Consider the following 24845-nt stretch of genomic DNA (forward strand, 5'->3'; position numbering starts at 1 on the left):
CCTCACAGGGCGTCGCGCGGGGTGTGAAAGGGCTCCGGAACCGCAGGTGAACCCCGATATGGTCAGTTCACCGCCCGGGTTTCGGCGTTGCTCAGCCCTATCTCAGCCGAGGTGGATAAGACTGTATCCATGCGCATCCTCGTGGTCGACGACGACCGGGCCGTCCGGGAGTCGTTGCGACGGTCGCTCACCTTCAACGGATACAGCGTCGAGACAGCGGGCGACGGTATCGAAGCACTCGAGAAGATCCTGGCCGACCGGCCCGATGTCGCGATCCTCGACGTCATGATGCCTCGCCTCGACGGCCTCGAGGTCTGCCGCCGACTCCGTTCCGCCGGTGACGACCTGCCCATTCTGGTGTTGACCGCCCGGGACTCGGTGTCGGAACGGGTCTCCGGTCTCGACGCCGGAGCCGACGACTACCTGCCCAAGCCCTTCGCGCTCGAGGAGCTCCTGGCCCGACTCCGAGCGCTGCTGCGCCGTGCCTCACCGGACGACGACGCGGACAACGAGACCCTCACGTTCGCCGACCTCTCGCTCGACCCGGTGACCCGCGACGTCACCCGCGGGGAGCGTTCCATCAGCCTCACGCGCACCGAGTTCGCGCTGCTCGAGATGTTGATGGCGAATCCGCGTCGTGTGCTGTCGCGCAGCCGCATCCTCGAAGAGGTGTGGGGCTACGACTTCCCGACGTCCGGAAACGCACTCGAGGTCTACGTCGGCTATCTGCGGCGCAAGACCGAGGCCGACGGCGAGTCGCGACTGATCCACACCGTGCGCGGCGTCGGATACGTGTTGCGGGAGACGCCGCCCTAGTGGGCAGGTCGTCGGACCCGGCGTCGAAGCCGACCTCCGGGGCCCGGTTGCTCCTGCGGGACCGAATCGCCCAGGCGCTCACCGGCAATGCGGTGGGCGCGGGCGGGTCGGCGGAAAAGGAGATGCGCGCGCCGATGCCGCTCACGCGCGCGGTGTCGCTGCGCACGCGCGTGACCATCCTGTCGGCCACCGTGGTCCTGGTCTCGGTGAGTCTCATGGCCGCGGCCGCGTATTTCGTCGTCTACCGGGCGATGTACAACGACGTCGATCAGCAGCTGGAGAGCCGCGCCGACGGCATGGCGGCCCTGGCGCGTGCGGGCGTCCTGCGCAACCAACCCGAACAGCTGGTGGCGGGAACGGTGTTCTCCACCAACATCTCCATCGCACTGGTCACCCCCAGCGGCGAGACCTACCTCATCGGGCAGGTGCCGTTCGAGGACGTCGAACGCGGCATCGTGCGTTCGCCTTCGGTGCCCGGCGCCACCAAGCAGAGTCTGCGCACCACGCGCAATCAGCGGGTCCTCACCCGCAAGCTCGACGACGGCAACACCCTGGTGCTCGCGCAGAGCCTCATCCAGACCGATCGGACACTCAAGCGACTGGCCTGGGTGTTGTTCGTGGTGGGTTGTGGCGGAGTCGCTCTCGCGGCCCTGGCCGGGACGACGGTCGCGCGCGCCGGACTGCGCCCGGTCGCCCGGCTCAACCGGGCCGTCGAACGAGTGGCCCGCACCAACGACCTCACCCCGATCCCGGTGACCGGCAACGACGAATTGGCGCGCCTGACCATCAGTTTCAACGCCATGCTCAGGGCGCTCGACGAATCACGGGACCGGCAGGCACGTCTCGTCGCCGACGCCGGGCACGAGCTGCGCACCCCGCTGACCTCGCTTCGGACCAATCTGGAACTGCTCATCGCCGCGAGCCGGCCGGGAGCCCGCGAGGTTCCCGAACAGGACATGGTGGAACTACGGTCCGACGTCATGGCCCAGATCGAGGAGTTGTCCACGCTGGTGGGAGATCTCGTCGATCTCGCGCGCGAGGATGCGCCGGAGGTCATCTACGAAGAGGTGGATCTGGCCGAGGTCGTCGAGCAGGCACTCGAGCGAGTTCGGCGCCGCCGCAACGACGTCGAGTTCGACATCGACCTCTCACCGTGGTTCGTGTTCGGCGAACAGCACGGACTGTCGCGTGCGGTGTTGAACGTGTTGGACAACGCCGCCAAGTGGAGTCCGCCGGGCCGCACGGTGAAGGTCGCGCTGACCCAGGTCGGGATGTCGAGCGCGGAACTCACCGTCGCCGATGCCGGTCCCGGTATCCCGGAGGAGGACCGAGGACTGGTCTTCGAGAGGTTCTACCGGTCGACGCAGTCGCGGTCGATGCCGGGATCGGGTCTGGGACTGGCGATCGTGCGTCAGGTGGTCGAACGACATGGCGGACGCGTCGTCGCCGACACCTCACCCCTCGGCGGCGCGCTCATCCGCATGACGCTGCCGGGTCGTGCGACTGCCGCGGAACCATCTCCCCAGGTGATTCGTCAGTAGAGGAGAAGTGCCTGACACCGGACCCCGATCGACAGCTGTCACGACTGCGAACTGCTGCGTGCGCACCCGGTGTGACCTGGTCATCGATCACCTAGGGTTGACCGGAGGCGCAGTCGGGGTACGACGGCCGAGGTGTTCCGGCCCCGTCCCCGCCATCGGAAGACACCACACCGGCACAGAGGCCGGACCGACGAGGAAGAGACGAAGATGACGACTGGCGGTTCGCAAGGTGGCGGTCCCTACGGGGGTGGCCAGCACGGCGGTGGTCAGCACGGCGGTGGTCAGCACAGCGCGGGAGAGCATGGCGCGGGCCAACAGGGCGGGAGCCAGCAGAGCAGCGGTAACCCGTCCGCGTCGCAGGGTTCCGGTTCGCAGGCCGGGCCGGCGTCCGGATCGTTCCCGGCGCCGGGCGGTCGGTCCGGTTACGGCGGTGGCAACGCGCCGACCTCGTCCTACACCAACCCGTCCTATCCCAACCAGTCGTATGGCAATCCGTCCCACTCCAATCCCGGAACCGGTCCGTTCCCGCCCCAGGGCCAGTTCGGTGGTTACGGGCAGCCGTCGGCGACGCCGTTCGGCTCACGACCCGGGGGGCCGCAGTCCTTCGGTGGACCCACTCCGGAACCGCAGAGCGCGCCCAAGAAGAAGGGCGGCGGACGCCTCGCCGCACTCGGTGCCGGGGCACTGGTCGTGGCACTGGTCGCGGGCGGGGCGGGCGGCGTCGCCGGCTACACCCTCGCCGACGACGACACCGGTTCGACGAGTAGCAGCGGCCCGCTCGGCGGAGATCCCGGCAACAACACCACGACGCCGGTCGCGGCCCCCGCGGGTTCGGTGCAGGAAGTCGCCGCGAGGGTCATCCCGTCGGTGGTCTCCATCGACGTCGCCGCCGGCGGGGCGATGGGTTCCGGTTCGGGCGTCGTCCTGAGCAGCGACGGCGTCATCATGACCAACAACCATGTCGTCAGCGCCGGCGGCGACGGCCCGGCGTCGAAGGTCGCGGTGAACTTCTCCGACGGTTCGCGTGCGGAGGCCCGTGTACTGGGCGCCGACCCGATCTCCGACATCGCGGTCATCAAGGTCAACCGCAAGGACCTCACCGCCATCACCGTCGGCAACTCGAACAACCTCGCTGTCGGGCAGGACGTGATCGCGATCGGCTCGCCACTCGGGCTCGCGGGCACGGTCACGACCGGCATCATCAGCGCTCTCAACCGTCCGGTGCTGACCTCGCGTGATCCCGGCACCAACACGACGTCGGTGATCGACGCGATCCAGACCGACGCGGCGATCAACCCGGGCAACTCGGGTGGCGCCCTCGTGAACGCGCGTGGCGCCCTGGTCGGCATCAACACGGCGATCGCCACCCTGGGTGGAGGCGAGCAGCAAGCCGGGGGCAGCATCGGTCTCGGATTCGCCATCCCGATCGACCAGGCGATCCGGGTCGCCAGGGAACTCGAGCGAACCGGCAAGGCGAGCCACGCGAACATCGGTGTCTCGGTACGCCCCAGTGGCGACTCCGACGCCCCGGGCGCCGTCGTGACGGCGGTGACCCCGGGTGGGCCGGCAGCCGCGGCGGGGATCCCGAACGACGCGGTCATCACGAAGGTCGATGACCGCGTGATCTCATCAGGTGATGCACTGGTGGCGGCGGTCCGTTCGCACGCTCCCGGCGACACCGTCACCGTCACCTACGAGGACAACGGGGCGACCAAGACCGCTCAGGTGAAGCTGGGGACGCTCGAGGTCCGGTGACACGTGAGCCCCGGCGGTCACCGACCGCCGGATGACAACTGCATCGACGCTGTACCGGCGCCTCCGCGCCGGTGTAGCGCAGCACGAGGACCGTTCCGACGGTCCGACCACTCAGAAAGGGCCTGCCATGTCCGACGCTGGTTCGCGCAACACCGCCATCTCCGCCGGGAGCGACCTCGACGAGAACGCTCTTGACGTTCGTCTCACCGGTGGCCAGGGATCGGTCGATCCCGCTGATGTGGTGGCCGCCGACGCCGCGGCTCGCGAGTTCGTCGCCCGCCACGAACAGGCCACCCACCGACCGCAGGGCGAGGAAGTCGGCCGCGCCCTGGTGGTCGTCGTCGACGACGAGGCGGCCCACGGTGAGGACCAGCGTCTCCTCGGGCCGCTCGTGAGCGAACTGCTCGCCGAGGCCGGATTCCATGTCGATGCCGCAGTCGTGGTGTCCGGCGACGAGGTGGAGATCCGCAACGCCCTGAACACCGCGGTGATCGGCGGCGTCGATCTCGTGGTGTCGGTGGGAGGAGTAGGTGTCGGGGCACGCGACGTGACCCCCGAGGCGACCGAGCCGCTCCTCGATCGGCGGCTCCGGGGCATCGAGGAGGCGGTACGGAGCTCCGGTCTGGCTGCCGGTGCCACCGACGGCGGACTTTCGCGCGGGCTGGCTGGAATCTCCGGGCAGACGCTGGTGGTCAACATCGCCAACTCCCGGGCGGCCGTCCGCGACGGCATGGCGACGGCGGCTCCGCTCGCCAAGCACGTCATCGAGGCCATCAGCGAGTTCTGATCGCGGCGAGTTTTTTGTAAGCAAAATCTGTTCAGCAATGCGAAGAAAACACGAGGTTAACGGGGTGCCACGGACCGTTCGAGGGGATGTCCGACGCCATGACGACCGACCCTGACGAAGCCAAGAAATCCTCTGTGAGCAGCGCTGACGAGGTTGCGCGGCGTCGAGCGGACCGCCGTCGGAGGCTGGATGCCGTGTTCGGCGATGAGCTCCCGGACGTCACTTCGGACGAGAGTGACGAAAGTCACACAGGCCGCTCTAAGGATTGGTTCGAAGCCCAGCGGCCGCCGCACTACGAATAGCGGCGGCGAGCGCGCACATACGCGCATCAGCGTGTTTTCCTGTCGTTAACTTTGCGCTTTCTATAGATGGCGGATTGCACATTCACTATGGTGCGTGTCCTGTTCGTGACACGCCTGAGTCCTCCTGTTGCCCCACTTGAGACCCCTCCGATAACGTTCGGCTCGACAACGCTCGGGTCCCCAAAGTCGGGGACTGGGGGTGGTCCTGCGATCTGTCGCGAGTGACAACGCAGCAGTGACCGGGATTTCGATGGATTCTTAACGACGGCTAAGACATGCGTAAGAGCGTGCTTAGTGGTAACTGTGTGGAAGCCCATCGAACGTCGAGGGTCATGACTTGCGGGTGTGAGTGCATTCCGCGGGGTATCAGCCGAATCCTGTGAGAGGGAACGAATGAGCAAGTTCAGCAAGCTTGGGCTGCGCCGCGCCGCGGGCGCGGTCGCGATCGCCTCGGCCGCGGTCGTGGGCCTGGTCGGCATGGGTGTCGGTGAGGCGTCGGCAGTGAAGCTGCCGAATGGCTACAAGAACGCCACCGGTATCGACGGCGAGTCCATCCAGACGTGGCGTACCGCCGAGAGCGCGTACCCGATCCCGACCGTCGCGAACAACGCCGCGTCGCGCGGCTTCGTCATCTCGGGCACCTACTCCGGCAAGGCGTCGGCAGGCGTCGGCGGCAACCTGGCCGTGAAGTACATCGTCGGTTGCCAGGTGGACGTCAGCGGCATCACGCTGGACCTGAGTGGCGCCATCAGCCTCACCGCGACCACACTGTCCGGTTCGCTCGGCCTTCCGCTGAAGCCCGGCCAGGTCGCCGTGGTCGACATCACCGACAAGGACTTCTCCGACTCGGGCGTCGCAGCCGTCCAGCTGTCGCAGCTCTCGTTCAACCTCAACCAGTGCGGTGGTTACGCCTCCGCGCGTTCGGCGGTCAAGACCATCGGCGCCAAGGGTTACAGCACCGACGACGGCAAGGTCAGCGGCGAAGGCACCCTCATCCAGTCCACCCTGTACGGCCAGCCCTTCACCATCGGCTGATCAGGCGCAGATAAACCAGCTTTTCCTGACTTATCTGCCCAGGGCAGATTGATATTCCACTAAGGGGAATCATGAAGAAGAACATCACGCGTCGCGTGGTTGCGGCGGCCGGGATCGCCGGTGCCGTCGCGATGGGCCTCACCAGCCTCGGCGCCGGTGGCGCCACCGCCGGCCCGCTGCCGGGTGGCACCATCACCAAGACCTTGGTCGACGGCACCCCGGTCACTGTCCAGCTGTTCGACGAGTACGTCAACGTCCAGCGCCCCATCAGCAACGTCCCCACCACCCGCGAGGTGTGGCTGTCGGGCAAGGTCCGCGTGACCGTCGGCGGCAAGGCCGAAGGCGGCTCGATCAAGGTCGGCTACGACGTGGGTTGCCAGGTCAACTTCGGCGGCGGCGACGTCGAGGTCCCGGGTGTCGCCGGTGGCATCGACTACAGCGATCCCTCGAACGTCACCGTCGGTGGCGGGCTCGACGGTGAAGAGGTCGGCGGCGGCTTCTCGCTCGGCCCGGGCGAGGTCAAGCGTCAGTGGCTCGTCAACGAGACCTCGGGTGACAACACCGCGTACAAGGACTACGAAGTGAACGCCTACACCTTCAAGGGACAGAAGGGTGGCGTCGCCTACAGCCAGCAGCAGTTCAAGGTCGAGAGCTGCGCCGGCTACGCCGCGGCTCGCGCCTTCGTTCAGGTCACGGTCAGCACCGACGCCGTCAAGGGTGTCGTGGTGCTCAACGGGAAGCACTTCAGCCTCGGCTGATCGACCCATTCACCACACCGCGGGGCGGGAATCCGAACGGATTCCCGTCCAGCGGTGTGTGTTTGTCCGGTCGCTGCGGTGTTGCTGTGAGTCTCCTGTATCCAGCCTTCTACCAGGGGATTTCATCAGTCATCGGTCGTAGTCTCGATCGCGGCGGTGCCATCCCGCCAGCGAGGAGCGAGGACAGAAGTGTGCACAGCGACCGAGTCGAGACCGGCTGACCATCCCTGCGCGGGTGAGTCGGTGACACACGCGCCGGAGTCGGATGCGCGCCCGGCCGCGCTCTCGGTGTGGGAGACGATACGTCGGTTCGTACCCTTGCTCGCCGGCCTGCGATGGCGCCTCGTCGTCGCGATAATCTTCTATCTCGTTCAGGTCGGCACCACGGTCGTCACCGTCGCGTTGTTCGGTCACATCGTCGACGACGTACTCGTGACCGGCGACCTGAGCGCGCTCGGCACCCCGATGACGATCTGGGTGTCCGTGTCGCTGCTGGGTGCGGTGTCGTCGTACGTCGGCGGGGTCGTCACCGGAGGCGTGACCGAGTCGGTCCTGCTGCGCCTTCGGGATCAGCTCTATGCGCACACGCAACGGCTCGCGCCGCATGCGCGTAACCGGTTCGGAGACGGAGATCTTGTGTCGCGCAACACCGGCGACGTCGAGGCGGTCGACAGCCTGTTGTCGTCGGGAGTGGTCTCCGGGGTCGTCGCCGTGGTGAGCCTGCTCGTCTATGGTCTGGCCGCGTTCGTGACGAACTGGCAGCTCGCCTTGATCTCAGCGGTTCTCGCGCCACTGCTCTGGGTGATCGCACGTCGATTCGGCGCCGCGGTGAAACGTGCGTCGCGCCGTGAGCGGGAGGCCGCCGGACAGATCAGTTCTCTCATCGCCGAGGGGATCGGCAACATGGTGGCGTTGCAGGCAGACAACCAGACCACGCGTCATCGGCGCCGGGTGGCGGATCAGAGCCGCCGGTGGCGGGATGCCCGTATGTCGGAGCTACGGGCCGGCGCAGCCTTCGCGGAAGCGGTCACGATCGTCGAGGTGCTGTGCATGATCGCCGTCATCGCCTTCGGGGCGTGGCAGATCTCCAGCGGCGAAGCGCAATTGGGAACACTCATCGCCCTGACCGGTTATCTCGGCTACCTCTACCCACAGATCCAGACGCTCGGCGGCCTGCTCGTCGAGGTCACGACCGCCACCGCAAGCGCCGAACGGGTGGCCCAGATCCTCGACGCACCGATGGGGGCGGCCGAATCGAGCTCTGCCGGCACGATCTCCGCCGGGGCCGTGATCACGGTGTCCGCCGCGGCGAGTCTGGCGCTGACCGGAGTGTCGTTCACCTATCCGGAGAACGGGTCCCGAGTCTTCGACGGCGCCGACCTGGAGATCCGCGCGGGCGAGACCGTGGCGATCACCGGTGCCAGCGGTGCCGGCAAGAGCACCCTGATCCATCTGTTGCTGCGTCTGTACGATCCCGATGCCGGCACGATCCTGTTGAACGGCAGGGACATCCGCAGCCTCGACGTCGCCGGACTGCGGGCGCAGATGTCGGTGCTGCACCAGCGCCCGGCCCTCATGCGCGGCACGATAGCCGAGAACATCCGCTTCGGCTTCGAGGCCCCGACACGAGCCGATATCGTCGCTGCTGCCCGGACCGCGGGTGCAGCCGACTTCATCGCGAGGACGAGCGGCGGCTTCGACACCGAGGTCGTCGAACGCGGGGAGAACCTGTCCGGCGGTCAGCGACAGCGGATCGCGGTGGCGCGGACGGTCCTTCGCAACCGGCCGGTGCTCGTCCTCGACGAACCGACAACGGGTCTCGACGACGAGACCGTCGGTGAGATCCTCGGATCACTCGCGAGGGTGACAGCCGGCCGGACCACGATTCTCATCACCCACGACCCTCGCGTGCTCGAACTCGCCGACCGGCGAGTCGAGCTACGCGACGGTCGTTTCACCAGCGCTGGACCGGCGACGCCGGCGCGGTGCGACGGGGCTGTCTATCCGAGGGCGCGCTCGTAGAACGACCAGGAACGATGCAGCTGGTCCTGCCAGTACATCCATGAATGGGTGCCGGTCGGCGGGAGATCCACTGTGGCAGGGATGTTCAACTGACCGAGGCGATTGAGGAGCTGGACGGTGCATCCCAGGGTGGCGCCCTCGATCACCCCGCCGACCACGATCTGGTCGGCCAGCGTGTCCAGGTCCTCCACGTAGCGCGGGGTGTCGTACTGACCGGGAAGTCCGCCGGCATTGGAGATGTAGAGCTTCTGGCCGCGCAGTTTGGCGGCGTTGACCACGGGGTCGTGTGCGCGCCAGCCGGAGCCGCCGTAGGGGCCCCACATGTTGGTGGCGTCGCCTTCTCCACGAACTTCCACGACGAGCCGGATGTACTCCTGCCCGAACGGATCGGACGTCGTCGGGCAGCCGCTGTAGGAACCGACGGCGTCGTAGAGGTCGGGGTGCTCGATGGCGAGGTTCAGCACCGACGTCGCCGACGACGAGATCCCGCCGATGGCGTTGCGGCCGGAGGTGTTGTAGGTGGCATCGACGACCGCGGGCAGTTCCTTGCCCAGGAAGGTCGACCACTTGTGGACGCCGAGTACCGGATCGGGCTTCTGCCAATCGGTGTAGTAGCTGTACTGTCCGGCGTTCGGGATCACCACGTACAGGTTCTTGTCGCGAGTGAACTCGACGATGTCGGTTTTCTCCAGCCAGTTGGCGCGGTCCTCGCCGCCGCCTGCACCGTTGAGGAGGTAGAGCACTCCGCGGGGCTTCGACTCGTCGGCCGGTTTGATCACCGTCAGCGGGACGTCGCGGTTCATCGCGTCGGAGTGCACCACGATGTCGCTCACGCGCCCGGGTGAACCGGCGTCGATCAGTCGTGGTGCGGCGCTCGCCCCGCCGGTCATCGGAGCGACGAGCGAGACGCTGAGGGCGATCACTGCCGCCATCCCGAGCCTGCGCAGACTGCTGTTCACGTTTCCTCCTGATCGGGAGACGACGGGCCGGTGATCCGACCCGCGCGGCTCCTGCCTTCTGTCACGGGTTCGACCCCGTGTCCGGACCGTTCGGTCTGCTGCCGCTCGTACCGTCGTCGGGCCGAGTCGCATCACTCGAACCGGCACCTGGCGTCACTCCGCACCGGCGGGCGTAGATCCCTCCCGCGGCGATCAGTTCCTGGTGGGTCCCGGCCTCGGCAATCACCTTATCGTCGAGCACGACGATCGTGTCGGCCAGCGCGGCGGTTGCCATGCGGTGGGTGATCAGCAAGGTTGTGGTCCCCGTGCGCAGACGGTGTAGGGCGCGCTGGACGAGCAGTTCGGTGCGCGGGTCGGCGGCGCTCGTTGCCTCGTCGAGGATGAGGATCGCCGGCGACGCCGCTATCGCACGTGCGACGGTCACCAGCTGTTTCTCGCCTGCGCTGAGGTTCTCGGACTCCTGGCCGATGACGGTGTCGATGCCGTTCGGCAGCGCTGCGACGATCTGCGCAACATGGCTGTCGTCGAGAGCGGTGTCGACGGCTTGGCTGTCGTCGACACCGAAAGCGATGTTCTCGCGGACGGTTCCGGTGAACAGCCACGGCTCCTGGGTGACGACCGCCATGTTGTCACGTACGTGCTGCGGTCCGAGTTCGGTCAGGTCGACGCCGTCGATGGTGATCGAGCCACGGGTGGGTGTGTAGAACGCCTGCAGGAGGTTGGTGAGCGTGGTCTTGCCCGAACCGGTGGTCCCGACCACGGCGGTCGTCGTGCCGGGTGCCATCCGGAAGCTCACCGAGTCGAGGACGGGGTTGCCCTCCTCGTAGGCGAAACCCACGTCGTCGAAGACGATCTCGGGCGGAAGCTGGTGCCGGCCGGAGGAGGTCGGCGCCGGTACTCCGGTGTCGAGGCCGGCGTCCTCGGGCGCTTCGAGCACCTCGCGGACCTTGCTCGCCGAGACCGTCCCGGACTGGACCTTGGTGATGAAGCCGGCGAGTTCGCGGACCGCGCTCGTCAACTGCTGCGCGAACACCACCACGACCTGGGCCGCGCCGAGACTCAGGTGGCCGTCGACCACCATGATTCCGCCGAGGACCGCCAGGACCAGGAACACCAGGGCGTTGACAGCGGTCAGCACCGAGGGCAACGAACCGCCGATCCACTGGGCGGAACGGACCGAGGAGAAGAGGCTGCCGTTGAGGTCGTCGAAACGGCGTGCCGCGGTCGGTTCGGCGTTGTACGCCTGCAGCATCCGCCGGGCGCTGAGTTCCTCCTCGATGTGGCCCGTCAGCGCGGCCGTGGTCGTCCACCGGGCCTCGAGGTGTGGCCGTGCCCGGCGGGCGAGCAACACCGCGGCCAGCGCCGACACCGGTGCCGCGACGAGGGCGACGCATGCCAGCAGAGGGGAGATGACGAACAGGACGGCGGTGACCACGATGAGCGTCAGCGCATTCGTCGGGACGGTCACCAGCACCGGTGCGATCACCGTCGCGGCGTTGTCGGTGTGGGCCGTCAGCTTGCTCACCAGCGCGCCGCGTCTGTTGTTCTCGAAGTAGCGCAGCGGAAGTCGGTGGATCTTGTCTTCGATGCGGGCACGGAGTCCGGCCACCGACCGCTGCACGGCGACGGTGAGGAGCTGGCCCTGGGTGAGGCTGCAGGCCGCCGCGACCACGAACACCGCGACCTGGACGCCGAGCAGGGTCCAGAGCAGCCGCCAATCCATCGTCGCGTCGCCCACCGTGCCGTCGACGATGACGTTGGTGATCGCCCCGAACAGGATCGGTGCGACGACGCCGCCGACGGCAGCGAGGATCGCGAAGAGGGAGATGGCCGCACCACGACCCCGGCTCAGTTCGAGTTGCCGGATGATCCAGCGGAGCGATCCGTCCCGCCCGGTGGCCTTCTGCGGATCCCCCGGCTCCGGCCCGTTGGTGGCTGCGACCGCCGGTGCCTGCGACCGCTGGTCAAGCATTGGTCACTGCCTGCGCGTAGGCGATCTCCCGGTAGATGTCGCTCCGGTCCCGCAACTCGGTGTCGGTGCCGACGTCGACAATGCGTCCGGCGTCGAGCACAGCGATGACGTCCGCGCGCCGCACCGACGACACACGCTGCGCGGCGAGCAGGACCGTCGCATCCGGATCGGTCCGGCGCAGTCGGTCGATGATCGTGGCCTCGGTGTCGACGTCGAGGGCACTGAACGGATCGTCGAGCACGTACAGCGCGGGGCGGCGGAGCACTGCGCGTGCCAGTGCGAGTCGCTGGCGTTGACCGCCGGAGAAATTGCGTCCCTCCTGTGACACCGGAGCCTCGAGACCGCCAGGGCGCGTAGAGACGAACTCGGCGGCCGCGGCGACCTCGAGGGCGGACCACAGCTCTCCGTCGGTGGCGTCGGGGCGGGCGATCCGCAGGTTCTCGGCGATCGTTCCGGTGATCAGTTCGGCGCCCTGGCCCACGAAAGCACTGCGTGCCCGAACCCAGGCCGGCGCCAGACCGGTGACGTCGTCGGCGTCCCACCGGAGCAGTCCCGAGGTCGGGTCGGCGAACCGCAGCGGGAGGGACAGCAGCGTCGACTTGCCGCTCGCGGTTCCGCCGAGGATGCCGGTGACCGTACCGGGTGCACAGAACAGAGAGACACCGTTGATGGTGGGGACCTCGGCACCCGGGTAGGAGACGGACACCGCGTCGAAGATGATCGCGGGTGGCTTGGTGACTCCGTCGGTATCGGGGTCGCCGGGGTCGAGGAACTCGGTGTCGAGCACCTCGGTGATACGCCCGGCACTGGTCACCGCACGCGGGATGATTCCGGCGATCACCGTCAGCAACGACACGGCCAGAAGGATCTGGCCGAGGTAGCCGACCGTGGCCGTGATCTGTCCGATCTGCATCTGCCCGCGGTCGACGAAGACTGCGCCCAGCGCGGTCACCGAGACCACAGCGAGGTTCGAGACGATGGTGACCAGCGGAAGCATCAGAACCTGTAGACGACCGAGACGGAGGGCCACCTGGGTGAGTTCCTCGTTCTCCACCGCGAATCGAGCCCGTTCGCGGTCTTCCCGACGGAAGGTCCGGATGATCGCGATTCCGCGCAGCTGCTCGCGCAGGACCCTGTTCACGACGTCGAGGCGGCGTTGCATCTGGGCGGCCCACGGCACCAGGCGTCGGACGAGGACGGCCACCAGGATCACCAGTACCGCCCCGGCGACGACCAGAACCGGCGCCATCCGCCACCCTTGCGCCAGCGACAACACCAAGGCGCCGAGCAGCATCAGCGGTGCGGTCACCACGACGGTGAGACTGATGAAGACGAAACCCTGGATCTGACCGACATCGCCGGTAGAGCGCGTCAGGAGGCTCGAGAGGCCGACGGAATGGACCTGCGGATCGCTGAATTTGCTGATGCGACTGTGCAGGCGGACGCGAAGGTCGCGAGCCGCGGTCGCAGAGATATGAGAGGCGAGAAAGGTGGCGCCGATCGAGACCACCAGGTTGACCACGGCCACCACGACCATGAGCACACCGACGCGCTTGATGGTCGCCACGTCGCCGCGCAAGATGCCGTCGTCGATGATCGCGGCGTTGAGGGCCGGTTGGGCAAGGGTGGTGAACACCGATGCGAGCTGGAACACAAGGAAACCGGCACAGGCCAACCGTGTTGTTCGGAATGCGTTGAACTGGAGCGCGAGTAACGCACGTACCTCATCCTTGCTCAGCGAGCGGGTGATGGGCATTTGGTGAGGCTACTCCGGGTCGTGGTGACGCTGGCGGACCGTTCGGGGGAGTGATCGGGCCCCGGGTACCGGACTCCGGGGGGTTGCGGCCGTGAAGTGTTCCGAAGTCTACATGCGAGGGTTTCACACCGGGTCGCGCCGGATATCTCGGCGGGGAACTCCGAGATATCACCAAGAGCAGGTAAACAATACTTCGATGGCAGGCATTCTCGATGCCCGGACGAAACAAAGCCGCCCCGGATCGAGATCCGGGGCGGCTGCCTGAGGTCGAGATCTACACAGGAGCTTCTTCTGAACCCGATTCGATCGAACCCGTGACCAGTTCGACGATTGCGTCGGTGATTGCGCCCTGAATGATGTCAGCCATGTGATCTCCTTCGTCGATGGTGAACTGCCGGACGTGGGCGTCGAACGTAGGCGAACGACGATCACGACGCAGACAATACGATATTCGACAATACGGCCGTCAACAGTCCATGGACTCTCGGTGAACCATTCCGCAACAATCGACTGCTCTGACCCGGCAATTCTTTTCGTGCGATGAGAGCCCAAAGCAAACCGCCCCCGGCTGAGGCCGGGGGCGGTTGCGGGAACTCGGTGGACTAGTTCTCGGTCGGTGCTTCGTCCGACAGAGCGTCCAGGTCGCGGATGATCTCGCTGAGGTTGATCTCGATACCGGTGGCCATGTGTTTCTCCTTTGTCGTGAACAAGGGTCAGAACCCGCCTGCGCGGGAAGTGATCTCGCAGAGCCCTCTGGAGGCTCGCCTCCGGGCTCGTGTGGGGTGGTACGGCCGAAGCTGATCGGCCGGTACCTCTAGTCCTCGATCGGCACGCCGTCGCTGTCCAGCGAACCGGTCAGCAGGTCCTTGATCGCGTCGCCGATTCCGCCGCCTACTACTTCACCCATGACAAACTCCTTCTCGTTGACGATTTCTCGTGTCCGTCGGCATGAACCGATGGGTGGCATGTTGTCGGTTGTCGCACGCGACGCCGCCGACTGCGCATGCCTGGAACTCTGGTTCTGGAAGCGAATCGCCGGCGGGCGCAGTAGGTGCCCAGAGCAATTCGCGCCGTCGGGGTCGAACTACTCGGCGGTGGTGCCGTCCGAGCCGCCGCCTTCGTCGGAACCGGTGACCAATTCCTCGATGTAGAGGCGGATCCAGGAAATACTGATCGCGTCAGACATGCGATTCTCCTAATGGGTGTCGACGAACTCATTGTGTAGCACGGTCGTTCCGTCCCGAGGACAGCAACGCGGCCGACGATACCGCACGTATCTCCGGCTGTCCTGATCAGAACCGGTTGAATTCTGGGTGAACACATTCCGCTCGGAAGTCTGGAACGGCACTGTGCGACGCGGCCGATGGTTGGCCGCCGGCGACGTGGATGTGCTGGTATGAACCGATGACGCAACGCGTGGAGGTGGGCGGCACGACGTCCCGGCAAGTGACCGAATCGGACCGGGCCACGGCACTGGACCTGCTCGAACACGGACTGCGCGAGGTTCCGGTCTATCGCTGGCTCATCGGCGCGGATGCACCTGTCCAGGCGTACCGCTGGTACGGCGAGGTTCTGTTCGTCGAGTATCTGCACGGCCTACGCGGCGTCTTCGACGACGACGGCGCCATGATCTCGTTGATCGCCGTCTCCGACAGCACCAGTGAGGCCGGACGCATCGACGACGACCTCAAGGACCGCACCCGGCGCCACGTTCGCGAGCTCACCGGCTTCCCGCACCGTTTCACGGAACTGCAGCAGAAGTCCGCCGAGTCGGCTGTCGCCGACGATCCGATCCGCGTCATCTTCGCCCTCGTTCATCCGGATCACCGTCGAGGGGGAATGCTGGCGCAACTGGTTGATCCCGTCGTGGAGCGTGTGCACAGCGAGGGCCGCCCGCTCACCTGCAGCACCAGCGATCCGCAGCTCTCGGACTTGTATGCCCGCCGGTGGAACGCCCACGTCCGTGCGCAGTTCACACTGACCGATGGGCCGACGGTGTGGGTACAACGGATCGACCCGATCGGCTGACGCGCGCGTCGTGTCGAGTAGTCCCGGCACGCACCGAGCCCCCACCGCGGAGGCGGCAGGGGCTCGGTGGGTCCGGGGTCTTCCCCGACCGGGTGCGTGGTGGGCGTCAGCTACCGAAGAACCACGGGAACGTCCGGGGACGGGCCTGGGGGCGCGACTGAGTGCGCTGCTGCGGACGACCGTTGCGTCGGTTCTGCTGCTGCGCCTGGCGATTCGGCGTGATCTTGTGGGCCATGTGTTCATCCTTCTCGTGACGTCACACCGGCGTCGTGTCCGGTGTGGTCGCTCGTTGCGGCGACGAATCCCAAAGTAGGAGTCCGAACTTCGAGTTCGGATGGCCCTGGCTGTCAGACTCCTGGGAGTCGCGACCGGGCGGCGGAACTCATCGCGAGTGCCGCCCGGGTGCGTCCGGACCTTCGCCCGGGAAATCACCCGGATACTGCTCGCCCGGATACCCCGATCCCTGTCCCGGTGCCGGGTAACCGCCGGGATTCGGATAGTTGCCGGGCGGGGGATAGTTGCCCGGAGCCGGTTGCGGCGTCGGGTACGGCTGGCCGGGAGGGGGGCCCTGCGGAGGCCGGTTCTGGGGCGGCGTGGACTGTGGCTGACCGGACTGGGGCTGACCGGACTGGGGCTGACCCGACTGCTGACCCGACTGGGGTGGGGCAGAGGGAGACGGCCCGGACTGATACGGCGCCGAGTGCGGTGGCAGACCCTGGGATCCGGGCGGCGGCGTCGAGATGCGTTGCGTGGTACCGGCTCCCGACGGGGCTTCGTAGGGTGCGAACGAACCCGAAGGCGGACCGTAGGAGTCACTGGCCGGGCCCGCGGGATCGGTCAGGTGTGCTGGGAGATCACTCTCGGCCTCCACCTTGGCCTTTGACGTTCCCTCGGGGTCGAGGAGATCGCGGATCTCGGTGAGCAGCGCGACCTCGGTGACCTCAGCCTTCTTGCCGAATCCGCCGAGCTCCGAGAGCTTGTTGTAAGGCAGGATGATGATGAAGTACACCACGGCCGCGATGATGAGGAAGTTGATCACCGCCGTGATGACGCTGCCGAGGTCGACGAATGTCGATGGGTTGTCGGTGATCTGGAATCCCAGGCCCTGGGCGGAGTCGGCGCCGATCGGGATCGAGTTGATGATCGGCTGGACGATGCCGTCGGTGAAGGCTGTGACGATCGCGGTGAACGCGGCACCGACGATGACCGCGGTCGCCAGTTCGATGACGTTGCCCTTGAGTATGAAGTCCTTGAATCCCTTGAGCACGGTGTACGGCCTCTCCTTGACGTTTCCGCTCAGTAGTCCGGCGCTTCCGTGCATGATCGGCGCAAATCCGACATGCACTGTGCGAGCTTGTACTACCCTATCCACGATCGTGAACAAACCGATCCATTTGAGTTGATTCCCGCGGTTGTGTCGTCATGCATCGCTTGCCTCATCGGTGCGCTGCCCGGCTCAGTGCAGGACCACCGCGAGCGACGTGTCCAGACCAGCAGCCGCGACGCGATGAGCCGACGGGGCGTCCATCGCGAGCAAGACCGGGGTGGCCGCCGTACGCCCGCTCGTGATGCCGCCCGGGGCCGCACCGAGCGCGTGCAGTGCGACGACCGCGCGCCGGGCCAGGACATCGGCGTCCTCGGTCAGCACGTCGACGACGTCCCCGGGGCGCAGGAGTGCGGTGACCGCCTCGTCGGACAGGCGGACCGGCACAAGCCGGGCATCGTCGAGGCCGGTCAGATCGGCGGGCAGATGCGAGGACAGCAGGCGCGTGTCGGTGAGGATCTCGCCGCCGCGGACGCGTCCGGTCACCGTCCGCCCGATCGCCAGGCCGGGGTCGTTCAACACTCCCTCCGGGACCGACGAGCCGACGACCCGGCGTGGATGCACGTCACCGTCCTCGACGACCCTGCCGGGCAGGAGGTCGTGTGTCGCCACGAGGACCTCGACATCGCCGTCCGTACGTGCACCGACGACCCCGACGGCCGCGGCAGACACGATCAGCGCGACCGCTGCGCACCGTCTGATCAGCAGGCTTCGCGTCCAACCCGGCCGTAACGCGGCACCGAGGCGGTCACGGAGTCGTGGTGACAGAGCGTGTCGCGATGTCGGGGTCAGGGTCGGTGGCATGGGCGAACGTTAGGACGCTGCGCTGCGCTGCCCGCGGTCGATGCCGGGACCTGTGAACAGGTCCGGAGCCGGGCCGGTCGATGTGGAACGAATCGAGGGCGATGCTCCGGTCCGGGGTAGGGGCCGACTGGTGACCGTCGGCACGGTGGGGGAGAATCGACGACGGTGTGCCGGGAAGTCTGGTCGGCCGCTGCCCGGCCGGGTGGCGTGACGATGGCCCTGTGTCCGACCACCGAAGGAGCGGCATGACCGACCACCCCCCACACCCCGCAGCAGACACGACCGCGGGCCGGAGCGAACGCCTGAGGCGTTGGGCGGCACTCGACACCACCAGCGGCGCACTGCTTCTGCTGGCCGCGGCCGTCGCCGTCGTCTGGGCCAACTCGCCGTGGCGCGAGGCCTACGACTCCCTGCTCCACATCGAGGTCGGGCCGTCGGCGCTGCACCTGCATCTGTCGTTGGCGCACTGGGCATCCGACGGTCTGCTGGCGATCTTCTTCTTCGTCGTGGGCGTCGAGCTCAAACACGAGTTCGTCGCGGGCAGCCTGCGTGACCTGAAGCTCGCCGGGGTGCCCATCGCCGCGGCCGTGGGCGGCATGATCATCCCCGCTGCCTGTTACGTCCTCGTCGTGGCGCTCGGCGATCCCGAGGGTCTGCGCGGATGGGCGATCCCCACCGCGACCGACATCGCCTTCGCCCTCGCTGTGCTCGCCATCTTCGGTCGCGGGTTGCCTCTGGCCTTGCGCACCTTCCTGCTCACGCTCGCCGTGGTGGACGACCTGCTCGGCATCATCGTGATCGCGACGTTCTACACCGAACAGATCGACGTTGTGCTGCTCGGCGCGGCGCTGGTCGCCGTGGCCGTCTTCGCCGTGCTGGTTCGTCAGGCGTGGCGATGGTGGCCGGTGCTCATCCCCGTCGCCGTCGTCGCCTGGGGTCTGATGCACGCGTCGGGAGTGCACGCCACCATCGCGGGCGTGCTGCTCGGGTTCGCCGTCCCCGCGGTCGCGATCCGCGGCGAGAACCGACCCCGCACCGAAATGCTCGACGATGCGGTCCGGCCGTACTCTGCAGCCCTGGCGCTGCCCGTCTTCGCATTCGCCGCCGCGGGCGTCAGCGTCGTCAGCGGTGAGGGGTCGGTCGTCCAGCCGGTCTCGGTCGGCATCTTCGTCGGGCTGGTGGTCGGGAAGGTCGTCGGTGTCCTCGGGTCGACGTGGCTGATGACCACCTTCACGCCCCTGCGCCTACCGGACTCGATCGGACTTCGGGACCTGCTACCGATCGGAGTGTTGACCGGGGTCGGGTTCACCGTCGCGCTGCTGATCGCCGAGCTGAGCTTCGAGGCCGGTTCCGACGATCACGCCGCCGCGGCGAAGGCAGCCATCCTGGCCGGTTCGGTCGTCTCCGCGATTCTGGCCGCGATCCTCCTACGTTGGGACGCCCGGCAGGTCCGCGATCCGGACATGAATCGCGACAACATCCCCGACATCGATCGGGACGTGATCGGGGGATAGGCCCCGATCACGTCCCGGCGGCAGCACAGCCCGAGAGTCACTTCGCGGCGGAGACCTCTTCCTTCGCGTCGGTCTTGCCGTAGGACTCCCAGAACGTCGCGCCGACAATGCCGAGCGCAATCGGATCGAAGATCGGGTCCTTGCCGGCCTTCTTCTGCTTCTCGTAGTCACGCAGCGCCTTGAATGCCGGCTGCTGGAGGATCAGGATGCCGACGATGTTGAGCCACGCCATGAGCCCGACGCCGATGTCGCCGAGTGTCCATGCATCGCTGGCGGTTGAGACACAACCGACTGCCACCGACACCAGGATCAACGCCTGTAGGAGCATTGTCAGGTTCGCGCCCAGCGTGCTGCGAAGCGGCCGGACGTACAGCGTGGAGGCCTTCCCCATCAGGAACCGCAGGTTTGTCTCGGCCATGTAGTAATAGGCGATGATCGTCGTCAGGCAGAAGAACGCCAGAGAGATCGCGACGAACGTCGAGCCCGCGCCGTTCCACATGCTGTCGAACCCGATCTGGACGAAAGCGGGTCCGACATCCGTGCCACCGGGAAGCAGCCCGCCGTCGGCGAGGACGGCGCCGTCGGCGCTCTCGCCTTCGAACACCCGATATGCCCCGGTGGAGATGATCAGGAAGCCGGTTGCCGAGCACACGAAGAGGGTGTCCACGTAGACCGCGAAGGCCTGCACGAACCCCTGTTTGGCGGGGTGGGAGACCTCGGCGGCCGCCGCGGCGTGTGGGCCGGTGCCCTGGCCGGCCTCATTGGAGTAGATACCGCGCTTGACGCCCCACATGATCGCTGCGCCGACGACCGATCCGAAGACGGAATCGATGCCGAAGGCGCTGGCGAGGATCAGTCGTAGGACCTCGGGAACCTGCGACGCATTGGTGGCGACCACGAACAGCGCGAACAGGATGTAGAGGATGGCCATGAACGGCACGACGATCGTGGCGAAGGTGGCGATGCGCTTGACACCGCCGATGATGACGAAGGCCAGCACGATCACGACTCCGACCGCGACTGCCCAGTCGGCGATGCCCCACGCCTGGTTCATGGCGATCGCCATCGAGTTGGCCTGCACGCTCGGGAGCAGCAGGCCGCAGGCGAGAACCGTCACCGCCGCGAAGACGAGTCCGTACACCTTGAAGAACGGTGCCGCGCGGGTGTGCGCCAGGGCCTTGCTGAAGTAGTAGGCCGGTCCGCCGCGGTACTCGTTGGTCAGCGGATCACGCGTCTTGTAGATCTGGCCGAGGGTGCACTCGACGAACGAGGTCGACGCCCCGAGGAACGCCATCGCCCACATCCAGAAGAGCGCACCCGGCCCGCCGAACGCAATGGCGGTGGCCACGCCGGCGATGTTGCCGGTTCCGACGCGGCCGGCCAGCGAGATCATCAGCGCCTGGAACGACGACACCCCGTCGGGGGAGCTTTCGCCGTGGCGCATCACTCGGATCATCTCCGGGATGTGCCGGACCTGCAGGAACCGTGAGCGGATCGAGAAGTACACGCCCACGCCGAGGCACAGGTACACAAGTGGGTTACTCCAGATGATGCTGTTGAGATCGGTCAGGAAGTCGGTCATGGCGGCTCCGGAGGAAGAGGACGTCCGTCTGGCGGCTTGTCCCGGTGGTCGATGGATAACCGTTTACTTCGGCCAGGGGAGTAGTTTGCACGACGTTTCCCCCGGGAGCCAGAGGGTCCGATCCGACCTGTCGCCTCGAGATGCGACATCCGGCCTTAGCACTCGGAATGAGTGAGTGCCAAAGTCGGTTACACTGGTCAGCGTTTACTGACTTTTCGGAGGTTTCGGTGCCCACCTACTCGTATGCCTGCACGGAGTGCGACAACAAGTTCGACATCGTCCAGTCCTTCTCCGACGACTCGTTGACCGAGTGCCCGCAGTGCGCCGGACGCCTGCGCAAGCTGTTCAATTCGGTCGGCATCGTGTTCAAGGGCAGCGGCTTCTACCGCACGGACTCCCGACCCGGGTCGTCCTCGGACACCTCGACGTCGTCGTCGGACAGCTCGTCTTCGTCGTCCTCGGACAGCTCCTCGAGTTCCGGCTCGTCGAAGTCGGAGTCGTCGAGTGCGTCTGGTTCCTCCTCGACCGCCGGCAGCGGCAAGAGCGAGAGCAAGGCCGCGACGCCGGCCTGACATCTCGTCGGATCCACGTGACAGAACCCGGGCAGGGGCCTCATACGGCACTGTCCGGGTTCTGTCGTCCCGTCCTCAGGTGAGGTCGCGGAATCCGTCGCCGGGTGTGAGGGTCCAGCGGACCGGGACGTCGTGGTCGCCGGAGGGCAGTGAGTCGACGACCTCGTCGTCGTAGACCACACCGACGAGGTCGGCGGACAGACCGTGCAGGGTGCGGTCGTAGTAGCCGGCCCCGCGACCCAGCCGGACCCCGGTCTTGTCGACGGCGAGCGCGGGGACGAAGATCACCGACGCCGCACGGATTGCGGTGATGCCCAATCTGTCCGTCGTGGGTTCGAGCAGACCCCATCGTCCACGTGCCAGCGACTCCGGGCCGGTGTAGGGCGCCCAGTCCAGTGGTGCCGGTCCGCCGGCGGGGACCACCGGGACGAGGACCGCAACTCCGCGATCGACCAGGGCGTCGAGCATCGATGTCGATCCGGGTTCGCTGCCGACGGGAACGTACGCGGCCACCGTGACGTCGTACTCGAGCCGGAACGGGCACGAGTACATCCACTCGGCGAGAGCCGCTGCGGCACGGTCTCTCTCGGCCTGGGACATACCCGCCCGCCGGGCCTCGATCTCTTCCCGGAAGTGCTCCTTGAGCGTTCGCAAGACCCGACCGTCCTTCGCGTCGTATCGAGTACGGGTGACTGTGTCCGCGACCGTGCCGGCCGGGACGACCGCACTGTATCCGACGACCGAATCGTGCCGGGGTCGTCCGGGACACCGTTGTCCATCGGGCCGGAAGACGACACCTGTCCTAGGGTGGATTCATGAGTGCGACCAACAAAGCTGGTTTCAGTGAGTACGAGGGTGTACCCAACACTCCGCCGATCCCGCACACCGCGGTCGTCCCGGCAGCCGGATTGGGGACCCGGTTCCTCCCGGCGACCAAGACGGTCCCCAAAGAGTTGCTGCCGGTGGTCGACACCCCCGGAATCGAATTGGTGGCCGAGGAGGCCAAAGCCGCCGGCGCCGACCGGTTGCTGATCATCACATCGCCCGGCAAGGACGGCGTGGTCGCCCACTTCGTCGAAGACCTCGTCCTGGAGAACACCCTCGCCACCCGCGGCAAGGAGTCCATGCTCGCCAAGGTGCGCAAGGCACCGAACCTCCTCGAGGTCGCCTCGGTCATCCAGGAGAAGCCGCTCGGCCTCGGGCATGCGGTGGGTTGTGTGGAGAGCTACCTCGACGACGACGAGGACGCCATCGCGGTGCTGCTGCCCGACGATCTGGTGCTTCCCGGCGGGGTGCTCGAGGTCATGGCACGCACCCGGCAGCGCCGAGGCGGTTCGGTGCTGTGCGCCATCGAGGTCCCCGAGGACCGGATCAGCGCCTACGGCGTCTTCGATGTCGAGCCGCTGCCCGACGCCAACAACCCGAATGTGATGCGCCTCAAGGGCATGGTCGAGAAGCCCGAACCGCAGGACGCGCCATCGAATTTTGCGGCCGCGGGTCGGTACATCCTCGATCGCAAGATCTTCGACGCACTGCGGCGCATCGAACCGGGAGCCGGCGGCGAGCTGCAGCTCACCGATGCGATCGCACTCCTCATCGAGGAGGGTGAGCCGGTCCACGTCGTCGTCCACCGTGGAACCCGCCACGATCTCGGCAATCCCGGCGGATACCTGAAGGCCGCGGTCGACTTCGCGCTCGACCGCGACGACTACGGTCCCGATCTGCGGGAGTGGCTCAAGAAGCGACTGGCCGAAGGCTGAGCCTCGCCGCGATCCTTCGCCCCGTCCGTTCGTCTCCTCCCGCGCGCCTCGAACGCTGCGGCGCGACAGCCCGATACCGTTTCCCTGTGTTGTATCGAGTGCACGGCGTGCCGACCGGCGCGCGCGGCTGTGTCGGGCGTACGACGCGGTGTGCTGACCGGGTGAGACGGGGAGAGCGGTGAGATGCGGTCTGTCGAAGATCATCTGACGCTGGTGACCGCGGCCGCCGTGGCGCCGCGACCGGTGCGCGTCGCGATCTCCGAGGCGCAGGGACTGATGTGTGCTGAGGAAGTCGTCACCGAACACCCGATGCCGGGGTTCGACCAGGCCGCCATCGACGGGTATGCGGTGCGTGCCGTCGACGTCGGCCTCGCGGGCGTTCTCGCGCCCGACGATCTCGAGGACTTCGACGCCAACGGCGCCGAGCTTGTCGACCTCGAGTCGGGCGAACCGATGATCGTGTCCCTACCGGTGGTCGGCGAGGTCGGCCCGGGTTCGCGGAACCCGACCCGGTTGCAGCCGCGCCAGGCGGTGCGGGTGGAGACCGGAGCGCCGATGCCGACCCTCGCCGACGCGGTGGTGCCGCTGCGTTGGACCGATGGCGGTGACCAGCGGGTCAAAGTCGGACACGGCGTCGAGAGCGGCAACTACGTGCGGCGTGTCGGCGACGACGTGCAACCCGGCGATGTCGCGGTCCGTGCCGGGTCCATCATCGGACCGGCCCAGGTCGGTCTGCTCGCGGCGGTCGGGCAGGCCCGGGTGATGGTCCACCCGCGTCCGCGGTTGTCGGTGATCTCGGTGGGCAGTGAACTCGTCGACATCGACCGGACGCCGGGCCCGGGGCAGATCTACGACGTCAACAGCTATGCGCTGGCCGCTGCGGCGCGCGACGCCGGTGCCGACGTCAACCGCGTCGGCATCGCCGAGCGTGAGGCGTCACGGATGCGCGAGGTCGTCGAGGCCCAGCTCATCCGCTCGGAGATCGTGGTCATCTGTGGCGCCGTCGGCGGTAGTGCGTCGAAGGCAGTCGCCGACGCCCTCGCGGACCTCGGTGATCTCGAGATCGTGCGGGTGGCGATGCATCCCGGCTCGGTACAGGGCTTCGGGCGGTTGGGCCGCGACGAGGTCCCCACGTTCCTCTTGCCCGCCAACCCGGTCAGTGCGCTCGTGACCTTCGAGGTGATGGTGCGTCCACTCATCCGCATCGCGCTCGGCAAACGGCAGCCGATGCGCCGGATCATCAAGGCGCGCACGATAGGTCCTATCGCATCGGTGCAGGGTCGCAAGGGTTATCTGCGGGGTCAGCTCATGCGCGACGAGCGTTCCGGCGACTACCTCGTCCAGGTGCTGGGCGCCTCACCGACCGGGTCCTCGCATCTGTTGGCCGAACTCGCCGAGGCCAACTGCCTGATCATGGTCGACCCCGAGGTCGAAGAGCTGGGCACCGGTGACGAGGTGGAAGTGGCATTCCTCGCGCAACGCGGATGACGAGGTCACGCTCCCCGTTCGACGCCGGGTGCCTGCGCGAGTTGCGGGTTTCGCAGACGAATCCGTGACA

At 67.1% G+C, this 24845-nt stretch carries 20 protein-coding genes; 12 read left to right on the forward strand and 8 right to left on the reverse strand.

The window, feature by feature from the left end:
- The first annotated feature begins 129 nt into the window (after window positions 1–129).
- From ACSUZC_RS06620 to ACSUZC_RS06650, 7 genes are all read left to right on the forward strand, one after another.
- Entirely contained in the window at window positions 130–816 is a 687-nt protein-coding gene (locus ACSUZC_RS06620) for a response regulator transcription factor (protein ID WP_238421263.1), read from the forward strand.
- Between the two features lie 53 nt (window positions 817–869).
- Window positions 870–2357: an ATP-binding protein gene (locus ACSUZC_RS06625; protein WP_439033013.1), complete on the forward strand. Its 1488-nt coding sequence runs from the start codon at window positions 870–872 to the stop codon at window positions 2355–2357.
- A gap of 207 nt (window positions 2358–2564) precedes the next feature.
- The gene (locus ACSUZC_RS06630; protein WP_439032075.1) at window positions 2565–4112 is read left to right on the forward strand and encodes a S1C family serine protease; all 1548 of its coding nucleotides are present in this window, start codon (window positions 2565–2567) and stop codon (window positions 4110–4112) included.
- A 127-nt stretch (window positions 4113–4239) separates the two neighbouring features.
- Complete coding sequence (locus tag ACSUZC_RS06635) at window positions 4240–4899, forward strand: MogA/MoaB family molybdenum cofactor biosynthesis protein (RefSeq protein WP_439032076.1); 660 nt, start codon at window positions 4240–4242, stop codon at window positions 4897–4899.
- Between the two features lie 695 nt (window positions 4900–5594).
- The gene (locus ACSUZC_RS06640) at window positions 5595–6236 is read left to right on the forward strand and encodes an MspA family porin (protein ID WP_439032077.1); all 642 of its coding nucleotides are present in this window, start codon (window positions 5595–5597) and stop codon (window positions 6234–6236) included.
- A 71-nt stretch (window positions 6237–6307) separates the two neighbouring features.
- A complete protein-coding gene (locus tag ACSUZC_RS06645; protein ID WP_439032078.1) occupies window positions 6308–6994 on the forward strand; it encodes an MspA family porin in 687 nt (228 codons plus the stop codon).
- Between the two features lie 243 nt (window positions 6995–7237).
- Window positions 7238–9016, forward strand: a complete 1779-nt coding sequence (locus tag ACSUZC_RS06650; RefSeq protein WP_439032079.1) for an ABC transporter ATP-binding protein — start codon at window positions 7238–7240, stop codon at window positions 9014–9016.
- Here ACSUZC_RS06650 and ACSUZC_RS06655 read toward each other — a convergent pair.
- From ACSUZC_RS06655 to ACSUZC_RS06665, 3 genes are all read right to left on the reverse strand, one after another.
- Window positions 8995–9975, reverse strand: a complete 981-nt coding sequence (locus ACSUZC_RS06655) for an alpha/beta hydrolase (RefSeq protein ID WP_439032080.1) — start codon at window positions 9973–9975, stop codon at window positions 8995–8997. The genes ACSUZC_RS06650 and ACSUZC_RS06655 overlap by 22 nt on opposite strands.
- A gap of 61 nt (window positions 9976–10036) precedes the next feature.
- Window positions 10037–11947 (reverse strand): ABC transporter ATP-binding protein, encoded by a 1911-nt coding sequence (locus ACSUZC_RS06660; protein WP_439032081.1) that lies wholly within the window; start codon window positions 11945–11947, stop codon window positions 10037–10039.
- Complete coding sequence (locus ACSUZC_RS06665) at window positions 11940–13703, reverse strand: ABC transporter ATP-binding protein (protein WP_439032082.1); 1764 nt, start codon at window positions 13701–13703, stop codon at window positions 11940–11942. Before ACSUZC_RS06665 ends, ACSUZC_RS06660 begins: the two co-directional genes overlap by 8 nt.
- A gap of 1404 nt (window positions 13704–15107) precedes the next feature.
- Here ACSUZC_RS06665 and ACSUZC_RS06670 point away from each other — a divergent pair.
- Window positions 15108–15731, forward strand: coding sequence for a hypothetical protein (locus ACSUZC_RS06670; RefSeq protein WP_439032083.1), 624 nt, complete (start codon window positions 15108–15110; stop codon window positions 15729–15731).
- Window positions 15732–15837: 106 nt separating this feature from the next.
- On the opposite strand, the gene ACSUZC_RS06675 is transcribed toward ACSUZC_RS06670, so the two are convergent.
- The 3 genes from ACSUZC_RS06675 to ACSUZC_RS06685 all read right to left on the reverse strand — a co-directional run bounded on the left by ACSUZC_RS06675 (window position 15838) and on the right by ACSUZC_RS06685 (window position 17859).
- The gene (locus tag ACSUZC_RS06675) at window positions 15838–15966 is read right to left on the reverse strand and encodes a hypothetical protein (protein WP_439032084.1); all 129 of its coding nucleotides are present in this window, start codon (window positions 15964–15966) and stop codon (window positions 15838–15840) included.
- 147 nt (window positions 15967–16113) lie between these two features.
- Complete coding sequence (gene mscL / locus ACSUZC_RS06680; protein WP_439033014.1) at window positions 16114–16998, reverse strand: large conductance mechanosensitive channel protein MscL; 885 nt, start codon at window positions 16996–16998, stop codon at window positions 16114–16116.
- Window positions 16999–17187: 189 nt separating this feature from the next.
- Window positions 17188–17859, reverse strand: coding sequence for an SAF domain-containing protein (locus ACSUZC_RS06685; RefSeq protein WP_439032085.1), 672 nt, complete (start codon window positions 17857–17859; stop codon window positions 17188–17190).
- A gap of 245 nt (window positions 17860–18104) precedes the next feature.
- Here ACSUZC_RS06685 and nhaA point away from each other — a divergent pair, with 245 nt between their 5' ends.
- The gene (gene nhaA, locus ACSUZC_RS06690; protein ID WP_439032086.1) at window positions 18105–19373 is read left to right on the forward strand and encodes a Na+/H+ antiporter NhaA; all 1269 of its coding nucleotides are present in this window, start codon (window positions 18105–18107) and stop codon (window positions 19371–19373) included.
- Window positions 19374–19410: 37 nt separating this feature from the next.
- On the opposite strand, the gene ACSUZC_RS06695 is transcribed toward nhaA, so the two are convergent.
- Window positions 19411–20955: an alanine/glycine:cation symporter family protein gene (locus ACSUZC_RS06695; protein ID WP_439032087.1), complete on the reverse strand. Its 1545-nt coding sequence runs from the start codon at window positions 20953–20955 to the stop codon at window positions 19411–19413.
- A gap of 227 nt (window positions 20956–21182) precedes the next feature.
- Here ACSUZC_RS06695 and ACSUZC_RS06700 point away from each other — a divergent pair, with 227 nt between their 5' ends.
- A complete protein-coding gene (locus tag ACSUZC_RS06700) occupies window positions 21183–21527 on the forward strand; it encodes an FmdB family zinc ribbon protein (protein WP_439032088.1) in 345 nt (114 codons plus the stop codon).
- A 75-nt stretch (window positions 21528–21602) separates the two neighbouring features.
- Here the strand turns inward: ACSUZC_RS06700 and ACSUZC_RS06705 are convergent, their stop codons facing one another.
- Window positions 21603–22181, reverse strand: coding sequence for a 5-formyltetrahydrofolate cyclo-ligase (locus ACSUZC_RS06705; RefSeq protein WP_439032089.1), 579 nt, complete (start codon window positions 22179–22181; stop codon window positions 21603–21605).
- Window positions 22182–22342: 161 nt separating this feature from the next.
- Between ACSUZC_RS06705 and ACSUZC_RS06710 the strand changes: the two genes are divergently transcribed.
- Window positions 22343–23287, forward strand: a complete 945-nt coding sequence (locus ACSUZC_RS06710) for a UTP--glucose-1-phosphate uridylyltransferase (protein WP_439032090.1) — start codon at window positions 22343–22345, stop codon at window positions 23285–23287.
- 183 nt (window positions 23288–23470) lie between these two features.
- On the forward strand, window positions 23471–24775 hold the full coding sequence (gene glp / locus ACSUZC_RS06715; protein WP_439032091.1) for a molybdotransferase-like divisome protein Glp: 1305 nt from the start codon (window positions 23471–23473) through the stop codon (window positions 24773–24775).
- Window positions 24776–24845 lie beyond the last annotated feature (70 nt).

Source organism: Gordonia terrae (assembly GCF_051789125.1).
In the GTDB taxonomy this organism is placed as follows: Bacteria; Actinomycetota; Actinomycetes; order Mycobacteriales; family Mycobacteriaceae; genus Gordonia; species Gordonia terrae_A.

Bases quoted from the DNA above. Each gene is read 5' to 3' on its own strand.
- ACSUZC_RS06620 (WP_238421263.1), top strand. From the start codon at position 130: ATGCGCATCCTCGTGGTCGACGACGACCGGGCCGTCCGGGAGTCGTTG.
- ACSUZC_RS06630 (WP_439032075.1), top strand. From the start codon at position 2,565: ATGACGACTGGCGGTTCGCAAGGTGGCGGTCCCTACGGGGGTGGCCAG.
- ACSUZC_RS06635 (WP_439032076.1), top strand. From the start codon at position 4,240: ATGTCCGACGCTGGTTCGCGCAACACCGCCATCTCCGCCGGGAGCGAC.
- ACSUZC_RS06640 (WP_439032077.1), top strand. From the start codon at position 5,595: ATGAGCAAGTTCAGCAAGCTTGGGCTGCGCCGCGCCGCGGGCGCGGTC.
- ACSUZC_RS06645 (WP_439032078.1), top strand. From the start codon at position 6,308: ATGAAGAAGAACATCACGCGTCGCGTGGTTGCGGCGGCCGGGATCGCC.
- ACSUZC_RS06660 (WP_439032081.1), bottom strand. From the start codon at position 11,947: ATGCTTGACCAGCGGTCGCAGGCACCGGCGGTCGCAGCCACCAACGGG.
- ACSUZC_RS06665 (WP_439032082.1), bottom strand. From the start codon at position 13,703: ATGCCCATCACCCGCTCGCTGAGCAAGGATGAGGTACGTGCGTTACTC.
- ACSUZC_RS06670 (WP_439032083.1), top strand. From the start codon at position 15,108: ATGACGCAACGCGTGGAGGTGGGCGGCACGACGTCCCGGCAAGTGACC.
- ACSUZC_RS06675 (WP_439032084.1), bottom strand. From the start codon at position 15,966: ATGGCCCACAAGATCACGCCGAATCGCCAGGCGCAGCAGCAGAACCGA.
- ACSUZC_RS06685 (WP_439032085.1), bottom strand. From the start codon at position 17,859: ATGCCACCGACCCTGACCCCGACATCGCGACACGCTCTGTCACCACGA.
- nhaA (WP_439032086.1), top strand. From the start codon at position 18,105: ATGACCGACCACCCCCCACACCCCGCAGCAGACACGACCGCGGGCCGG.
- ACSUZC_RS06695 (WP_439032087.1), bottom strand. From the start codon at position 20,955: ATGACCGACTTCCTGACCGATCTCAACAGCATCATCTGGAGTAACCCA.
- ACSUZC_RS06710 (WP_439032090.1), top strand. From the start codon at position 22,343: ATGAGTGCGACCAACAAAGCTGGTTTCAGTGAGTACGAGGGTGTACCC.
- glp (WP_439032091.1), top strand. From the start codon at position 23,471: ATGCGGTCTGTCGAAGATCATCTGACGCTGGTGACCGCGGCCGCCGTG.